This is a genomic window from Pseudooceanicola sp., from assembly GCF_029213205.1.
Lineage (GTDB): Bacteria > Pseudomonadota > Alphaproteobacteria > Rhodobacterales > Rhodobacteraceae > Pseudooceanicola.
Genome location: NZ_JARGNH010000052.1, coordinates 1 through 7,905 on the forward strand (window position 1 = coordinate 1; position 7,905 = coordinate 7,905).

8 protein-coding genes are annotated in these 7,905 nt (G+C 62.0%); 7 read left to right on the forward strand and 1 reads right to left on the reverse strand.

The features are described from left to right. Nucleotides 1-233: 233 nt before the first annotated feature. Nucleotides 234-1,484 carry a lytic murein transglycosylase gene (locus P1U48_RS17930; protein WP_301070669.1) on the reverse strand — a complete coding sequence of 417 codons (1,251 nt, stop codon included), beginning with the start codon at nt 1,482-1,484 and terminating at the stop codon, nt 234-236. Nucleotides 1,485-1,729: 245 nt separating this feature from the next. On the opposite strand from P1U48_RS17930, the gene secE reads away from it, so the two are divergent. From secE to rpoB, 7 genes are all read left to right on the forward strand, one after another. Then, nucleotides 1,730-1,921 (forward strand): preprotein translocase subunit SecE, encoded by a 192-nt coding sequence (secE, locus tag P1U48_RS17935; RefSeq protein WP_301070671.1) that lies wholly within the window; start codon nt 1,730-1,732, stop codon nt 1,919-1,921. A 184-nt stretch (nt 1,922-2,105) separates the two neighbouring features. After that, entirely contained in the window at nt 2,106-2,639 is a 534-nt protein-coding gene (gene nusG, locus P1U48_RS17940; protein ID WP_301070673.1) for a transcription termination/antitermination protein NusG, read from the forward strand. Between the two features lie 164 nt (nt 2,640-2,803). Beyond that, nucleotides 2,804-3,229 (forward strand): 50S ribosomal protein L11, encoded by a 426-nt coding sequence (gene rplK, locus P1U48_RS17945; RefSeq protein WP_301070675.1) that lies wholly within the window; start codon nt 2,804-2,806, stop codon nt 3,227-3,229. 1 nt (nt 3,230) lies between these two features. Further along, a complete protein-coding gene (rplA, locus tag P1U48_RS17950) occupies nt 3,231-3,932 on the forward strand; it encodes a 50S ribosomal protein L1 (RefSeq protein ID WP_301070677.1) in 702 nt (233 codons plus the stop codon). 600 nt (nt 3,933-4,532) lie between these two features. Continuing rightward, entirely contained in the window at nt 4,533-5,051 is a 519-nt protein-coding gene (gene rplJ, locus P1U48_RS17955; RefSeq protein WP_301070679.1) for a 50S ribosomal protein L10, read from the forward strand. Between the two features lie 70 nt (nt 5,052-5,121). Further along, nucleotides 5,122-5,502: a 50S ribosomal protein L7/L12 gene (gene rplL / locus P1U48_RS17960; protein WP_301070681.1), complete on the forward strand. Its 381-nt coding sequence runs from the start codon at nt 5,122-5,124 to the stop codon at nt 5,500-5,502. A 242-nt stretch (nt 5,503-5,744) separates the two neighbouring features. Continuing rightward, nucleotides 5,745-7,905, forward strand: a 2,161-nt coding sequence (gene rpoB, locus P1U48_RS17965; RefSeq protein ID WP_301070683.1) for a DNA-directed RNA polymerase subunit beta, incomplete at its 3' end; no start/stop codon positions are given.

Consider the following 7,905-nt stretch of genomic DNA (forward strand, 5'->3'; position numbering starts at 1 on the left):
TAGCTCAGTTGGTAGAGCATCGGTCTCCAAAACCGAGGGTCGTGGGTTCGAGTCCCTCTGCCCCTGCCAGTTTTCAGACATTCGACAATACCAATGCCGTGCCGGGCTGCGCGCCCGGTCCGCCTGCTTCCTCTGGTCACAAATATCCTGGGGGAGCGCGAGGGGGCAAAGCCCCCTCGTCCTGATGACACGCCCAGCAATCTCTGCGCCGCCACCGCACCGCCACCGCGCAGTTATCCCAGCCGGGCCAGCAGTTCCGGCGATGGCGTGCCGGTTTCGGCCATGCCATTGGCGCGCTGATAGGCGCGGATCGCGGCCTCGGATTTCTTGCCCAACACCCCATCCGGAGTGCCAAGGTCATAGCCCAGCCCGTTCAGTCGGGTCTGCAGGCGTTTGCGATCCTGCAGGCTCAACCCATGTCGATCCGGCGGAAACGTCGCCCGCAACGGGCCGCCACCGGCGATTCGGTCTGACAGGTGGCCGACCCCGATCGCGTATTTCTCGGCATTGTTGTAGCGCAGGATCACCCGGAAATTGGCCAGGGTCAGAAACGCCGGGCTATTGGCGCCGGCGGGCTGGATCAGCCGCGCCGAGGCGGCACCGGACAACCGCCCGCCATTGGCGCGGGTCAGCCCGGCGCTGGCCCAGTCGGACAGGGCGCGCGTGCTGCCGATGGGCGCACCGCCGCCAGGCAGGCGCACCTCGTAGCCCCAGGGCGTGCCGCGCCGCCAGCCGGATTTCGCCAGATAGGCGGCGGCCGAGGCCAGGGCGTCGGTGGGATCGTCCGACCAGATGTCACGGCGACCGTCGCCCCGGAAATCGACCGCATAGGCGTCGAATGTGGTCGGGATGAACTGGGTGTGTCCCATCGCCCCGGCCCAGCTGCCGGTCATCTGTGCGGGCGTGGTGTCGCCGCGCTGCAGGATGCGCAGCGCCGCCATCAGCTGTTTTTCAAAGAAAGCGCCACGGCGCCCGTCAAAGGCCAGGGTCGAGGTTGCGGAGATCACCGAAATGTCGCCGCGCCGGCTGCCGTAATTGCTCTCCATCCCCCAGATCGCCGCCACCACCTCGGCGGGCACGCCATAGCGGGTCTCGATCTCACCCAGCAGGGCGCGGCGGCTGGCGCGGGCGGCGCGGCCGCTCTGCACCTTGTCGTCATTGGCGACGATGGCGAGGTAATCCTCCAGCGTGCGGTTCGATTCGGTTTGGTTGCGGTCACGTTCGATCACGCCGGGCAGATACCCGGCACCGCGAAAGGCCGTGTTCAGGGTGGCGGCGCTGATGCCGCGCGCAGCGGCGCGGCTGCGAAAATCGCGCACCCAGGCATCCCAGCCGGGATTGGGTATTGGCCGGAACGCCGGCTCAGGGGGGGCAAGCCGGGGTCGTCCGGTGCCGTTGCCGACCCGCATCGGGGTGCCGCCGCATCCGGTCAGCGCCAGGGCGGCGACGCCGCCGCTCAGAACATGTCGCCGGGTGATTGGCATCGTTTCGGCCCTCCTGCTCAAACCTCGCGCCCAGTCTGCGGGGTGCGGCGCGGCCTGGCAACCCGGCGGGCGCGCGCGGGCGCGGCTTCTGCGGGCGGCCGGTGGATCACAGCCGGGCAGGCAAACCACCGCGACACTGCCGTCAGCCTTGAATTCGCACCGCGCGGCGCGTATGTCGCCCGACAACAGCGTTCTTTCCGACCCCGGCACCCCGCGTGCCGCGTGACAGCCCAAAGGCAGACCCAATGGCCAATCCGCTTCAGTTCATCAATCAGACCCGCGCCGAGATCTCCAAGGTCGTCTGGCCGACCCGCCGCGAGGTTCTGCTGACCACGGTGATGGTGTTCATCATGGCGGCGCTGACCTCGGTGTTCTTTGCGCTGGTGGATGTGATCATCCGCTCCGGGCTTCAGGGCGTTTTGGGGATGTTCGGCTGAGGGCTTGAATTCCTTCCGGCGTGGCGGTAAACGCGCCTCAACTTCCTCAATTTTGGCGTGCAGCGACTCAAGTGGCACGCCGATTTTTATTGAGGCGGCATATGTTCGGGGCAAGGGCGGTGCAACCGCTCGCGTCTCACAGGAATTCCGGCCTCTGGCCCGGTGCGCAAGGAACGGCTGAGATATGGCGAAACGGTGGTATTCGGTAAGCGTCCTCTCGAATTTCGAGAAGAAGGTCGCCGAGCAGATCCGGCTCTCGGCCGAGGAAAAGGACTTGGCCGATCAGATCGACGAGGTTCTGGTCCCCACCGAAGAGGTGATCGAGGTGCGTCGCGGCAAGAAGGTCACGACGGAACGCCGCTTCATGCCCGGCTATGTCCTGGTGCATATGGAGATGTCCGACGAGGGCTATCACCTGATCAGCACGATCAACCGGGTCACCGGCTTTCTCGGGCCGCAGGGCCGTCCGATGCCGATGCGTGACGCCGAGGTGAACCAGATCCTGAATCGGGTGCAAGAGGGCGAGGACAGCCCGCGCACCCTGATCCATTTCGAGATCGGCGAAAAGGTCCGGGTCAACGATGGCCCGTTCGAGGATTTCGACGGCATGGTCGAGGATGTGGACGAGGAGCACCAGCGCCTCAAGGTCATGGTGTCGATCTTTGGTCGGGAAACCCCGGTCGAACTGGAATTCACGCAGGTCTCCAAACAGATCTGACGTGGCGGTGCGTGGCAACACGCATCTGGCCGGGGCAGCCCGGTTTCGTTCGTGGGAGGGAAGGGCACGCGTGTCGGACCCGCACCACGCTAACCAGCGCGCCGGAACGCGATCCGGCCCGTAGGGTGCGTGAATTCACGCACCGATGACAAGGAGAAGGCCAGATGGCCAAGAAGCTCATCGGCAGCCTCAAGCTGCAAGTCAAGGCCGGTCAGGCCAACCCGTCGCCGCCCGTCGGTCCGGCGCTCGGCCAGCGTGGCATCAACATCATGGAATTCTGCAAGGCGTTCAACGCCAAGACGCAGGACATGGAACCCGGTGCCCCCTGTCCCACGGTGATCTCGTATTACCAGGACAAATCCTTCACCATGGAAATCAAGACGCCGCCCGCGTCCTATTACCTGAAGAAGGCCGCCAAGCTGAAATCCGGCTCGCAGACCCCCGGTCGCGCAACCGCCGGTTCGGTGAGCGTCGCCCAGGTGAAAGAGATTGCCGAAGCGAAGATGAAGGACCTGAACGCCAATTCCGTCGAGGCTGCCATGCAGATCATCCTCGGCTCGGCGCGGTCCATGGGCATCGAGGTGAAGTAAGATGGCAAAACTCGGAAAACGCACCGCCGCCGCCCGCGCCGCTTTCGCCGGTAAGGACAACCTGTCGGTCGAGGACGCGGTTGCGCTGGTCAAGGCCAACGCCACCAGCAAGTTCGACGAGACCGTCGAAATCGCACTGAACCTCGGGGTTGACCCGCGCCATGCGGATCAGATGGTCCGCGGTGTTGTCGGCCTGCCGCACGGCACCGGCAAAACCGTGCGCGTCGCGGTCTTTGCCCGGGGCGCCAAGGCGGATGAAGCCACCGCAGCCGGGGCCGATATTGTCGGCGCCGAGGATCTGATGGAAACCATCCAGGGTGGCACCATCGATTTCGACCGCTGCATTGCAACGCCGGACATGATGGCCGTCGTCGGTCGCCTGGGCAAAATCCTGGGCCCGCGCAACCTGATGCCGAACCCGCGGGTCGGCACGGTGACGATGGATGTCAAACAGGCTGTGGAAGACGCCAAGGGCGGTCAGGTGCAGTTCAAGGCCGAAAAAGCCGGTGTGGTGCATGCCGGTGTCGGCAAGGCCAGCTTTGAGCCGGCGCAACTGGCCGCGAATGTCCGTGCCTTTGTTGACGCGGTGGCCAAGGCCCGCCCGGCAGGTGCCAAGGGCAGCTATATGCTGAAAGTCTCGCTGAGCTCGACCATGGGCCCGGGCGTGTCGGTCAATGTCGAAAGCGCAACCGGCAACAACTGATTCTTTCCGATCAGTGAGTGTTTCGAAAAGGCGGGCTTGGCCCGCCTTTTCTTTTGCCGTCACGGAGGATTCCCCGTGATTGTTGCCAGATAGGTTACAACAAACTCAATTTCGTCATATTGTCTCCGATCCGGAACCGGACCTGCGGGCGCTCTATCGCGAGCCCCATGTTTTTCATGTCGAAAGGGTGCAGGCCTTGACCCAGGTGGGGTTGGCGTTCAAGTTGGATTAACGGCGCAGTGTGCCGTTGTCGCGGGCCGAGCCGATGGCGCTGTCGCGCGCCGCCTGGGGTCGCGCGTAGATTTGCGCAAGAATTCTGGCATGGCCTCTTCACATTCCCTGCGAAACCTCCTATCAGAGCGCCTCTGACTGGATGGATGCGCATGCGCAGCCGTTCGGTTGATTCGTCCGAGACGGTGGGTGATTGGCGCTACGGCCTTTCATAATTCCTGCCCGAGACGGGAAATGACATGAGTTTCTTCGGTAAGCGGCCGTGCCGCCGTCCGGGGGATGTGCAGGACCCGTAAGGACTTGATTGTCGCAGCGCAAGTTGCGGCGAAACGAGCCGGAGGGTCACACCTCCCCAATTGGAGTGAAACTGTGGATAGAGCCCAGAAAGAGAAAGTGGTCGAGGAACTCGGCCAAATCTTCGAAAGCTCTGGCGTCGTTGTGGTTGCACACTACACCGGCCTCACGGTTGCCGAGATGCAGAAACTGCGAGCCCAAGCCCGTGAGGCTGGTTCTGCTGTGCGCGTCGCCAAGAACAGGCTTGCCAAGATCGCCCTTCAGGGACGGCCCTGCGAAAGCATCGCCGAGCTTCTGACGGGCATGACCGTTCTGACCTATTCCGAAGACCCTGTGGCAGCCGCCAAAGTGGTCGAGGGTTTCGCCAAAGAAAACAAAAAGCTTGTGATCCTTGGCGGGGCAATGGGTGAGACGGCCCTGGACCGGGCCGGTGTCGAGGCTGTGTCGAAAATGCCTTCGCGCGAAGAGCTTATCTCTTCGATCGCTGGTTGTATCGGCGCACCCGCTTCGAACATCGCCGGTGCGATTGGTGCCCCTGCTTCGAACATCGCTTCCATCCTTTCCACGATCGAGGAAAAGGCCGAAGCGGCTTAAGGCAAACGTGAGACGGTCATGGGTGCACACCCTGACGTTGGAACACATCTATTAACGGAAAGAGCTGAACATGGCTGATCTGAAGAAACTGGCAGAAGAGATCGTCAACCTGACGCTTCTCGAAGCACAAGAACTGAAAACCATCCTGAAAGACGAATACGGCATCGAGCCCGCCGCTGGTGGCGCTGTGATGATGGCCGGTCCGGCAGGTGGTGGCGAAGCGGCAGCAGCCGAAGAGCAAACCGAATTCGACGTGATCCTGAAATCCGCAGGCGCTTCGAAAATCAACGTGATCAAAGAAGTCCGCGCGATCACCGGTCTGGGGCTGAAAGAAGCCAAGGATCTGGTCGAAGCCGGCGGCAAAGCAGTCAAAGAGCAGGTTTCGAAAGCCGAAGCCGACGAGATCAAGGGCAAGCTGGAAGCAGCTGGCGCCGAAGTCGAACTCAAGTGATCTGTGCCGGGGTGACCCGGATCTGAAAGAACAGGGCTGGATCCGAAATATCGGGTCCAGTCGAACCTGTCTCAGTGAGGCCCTGTCGGTCAGGGCTTTTCTAAGGCGAGGTTTTGGGATCGGGAGGCCACCTTTGGGACGGTGGCCGGGAATTGATCCCAGAAGCACGCCCTCTCGCAAGGGAGCGCGACCGAAGCCCAGCGGTCGCGCAGCCCGATGAGAAACGAAAGGTGACACCCGTCATGGCTCAGACCTTCCTCGGTCAGAAACGTCTTCGCAAATACTACGGTAAAATCCGCGAAGTTCTTGAAATGCCGAACCTCATTGAGGTTCAAAAAAGCTCCTACGAACTCTTTCTGAAATCCGGCGACCAGCCCGATCCGACCGATGGGGAGGGCATCAAGGGTGTCTTTCAATCGGTATTCCCGATCAAGGATTTCAACGAAACCGCGCATCTGGAGTTCGTGAAATACGAGCTCGAGCATCCCAAATACGACGTCGAGGAATGCATGCAGCGCGACATGACCTACAGCGCCCCGCTGAAGGTCACCCTGCGCCTGATCGTGTTCGATATCGACGAGGACACCGGCGCCAAGTCGGTGAAGGATATCAAGGAACAGGACGTGTTCATGGGCGACATGCCCCTGATGACGCCGAATGGCACCTTCATCGTCAACGGCACCGAACGGGTGATCGTTTCGCAGATGCACCGGTCGCCTGGCGTGTTCTTTGACCATGACAAGGGCAAGACCCACAGCTCGGGCAAGCTGCTGTTCACCTGCCGGATCATTCCCTATCGCGGCTCCTGGCTGGATTTCGAATTCGACGCCAAGGACATCGTGTTCTGCCGGATCGACCGCCGCCGCAAATTGCCGGTGACGACCCTGCTCTATTCCCTCGGGATGGATCAGGAGGCGATCATGGACGCCTATTACGAAACCGTCGAGTACACCCTGCGCAAGGGCCAGGGCTGGGTCACCAAATTCTTCCCGGAACGCGTGCGCGGCACCCGGCCGACCTATGATCTGGTCGATGCCGACACCGGTGAAGTGATCGCCGAAGCGGGCAAGAAAGTCACCCCGCGGGCGGTGAAAAAGCTGATCGACGAGGGCAAGGTCAAGAGCCTGCTACTGCCGTTCGAACGGATCGTGGGCAAATTCGCAGCCAAGGACATGATCAACGAGGAAAACGGCGCCATCTATGTCGAGGCTGGCGATGAGCTGACTCTCGAGTACGACAAAGAAGGTGAAATCATCGGTGGTTCGGTCAAGGAATTGCTGGACGCCGGTGTGACCGAGATCCCGGTGCTCGACATCGACAATGTCACCGTCGGGCCCTACATGCGCAACACCATGGCCGTGGACAAGAACATGAACCGCGAAACCGCGCTCATGGACATCTACCGTGTCATGCGCCCGGGTGAACCGCCGACCGTCGAGGCGGCCAGTTCGCTGTTCAACACGCTGTTCTTTGACAGCGAACGCTATGATCTGTCCGCCGTGGGCCGGGTCAAGATGAACATGCGTCTCAATCTCGACGCCGAAGACACGATGCGCACCCTGAGCAAGGAAGACATCGTTTCCTGCATCAAGGCGCTGGTCGATCTGCGCGACGGGCGTGGCGATGTCGACGATATCGACCACCTCGGCAACCGCCGGGTGCGCTCGGTCGGTGAGTTGATGGAAAACCAGTATCGCGTCGGCCTGCTGCGGATGGAGCGGGCGATCAAGGAACGGATGTCCTCGGTCGAGATCGACACGGTGATGCCGCAGGATCTGATCAACGCCAAACCGGCGGCTGCCGCGGTGCGCGAATTCTTTGGCTCCAGCCAGCTGTCGCAGTTCATGGACCAAACCAACCCGCTGTCGGAAGTGACGCACAAACGCCGCCTGTCGGCGCTTGGGCCGGGCGGTCTGACCCGCGAACGTGCCGGCTTTGAGGTGCGCGACGTGCACCCGACCCACTATGGCCGGATGTGTCCGATTGAAACGCCGGAAGGCCCGAACATCGGTCTGATCAACTCGTTGGCGACCTATGCGCGGGTGAACAAATACGGGTTCATCGAAACCCCTTACCGCAGGGTTGAGGGCGGCACGGTCACGGACGAAGTGAAATATATGTCCGCGACCGAGGAAATGCGTCACACCGTGGCCCAGGCCAACGCGCATCTCGATGCCACCGGCAAATTCGAAAACGATCTGGTCAACACGCGGAAGTCCGGCGAATACACCCTCAGCCCGCGCGACAGCGTCGATCTGATCGACGTCTCGCCGAAACAGTTGGTTTCGGTTGCGGCCTCGCTGATTCCGTTCCTGGAAAATGACGATGCGAACCGGGCTCTGATGGGGTCGAACATGCAGCGTCAGGCGGTTCCGCTGCTGCGGGCCGAGGCGCCGCTGGTCG

Bases quoted from the DNA above. Each gene is read 5' to 3' on its own strand.
- rplK (WP_301070675.1), top strand. From the start codon at position 2,804: ATGGCCAAGAAGCTCATCGGCAGCCTCAAGCTGCAAGTCAAGGCCGGT.
- P1U48_RS17930 (WP_301070669.1), bottom strand. From the start codon at position 1,484: ATGCCAATCACCCGGCGACATGTTCTGAGCGGCGGCGTCGCCGCCCTG.
- nusG (WP_301070673.1), top strand. From the start codon at position 2,106: ATGGCGAAACGGTGGTATTCGGTAAGCGTCCTCTCGAATTTCGAGAAG.
- secE (WP_301070671.1), top strand. From the start codon at position 1,730: ATGGCCAATCCGCTTCAGTTCATCAATCAGACCCGCGCCGAGATCTCC.
- rplL (WP_301070681.1), top strand. From the start codon at position 5,122: ATGGCTGATCTGAAGAAACTGGCAGAAGAGATCGTCAACCTGACGCTT.
- rplA (WP_301070677.1), top strand. From the start codon at position 3,231: ATGGCAAAACTCGGAAAACGCACCGCCGCCGCCCGCGCCGCTTTCGCC.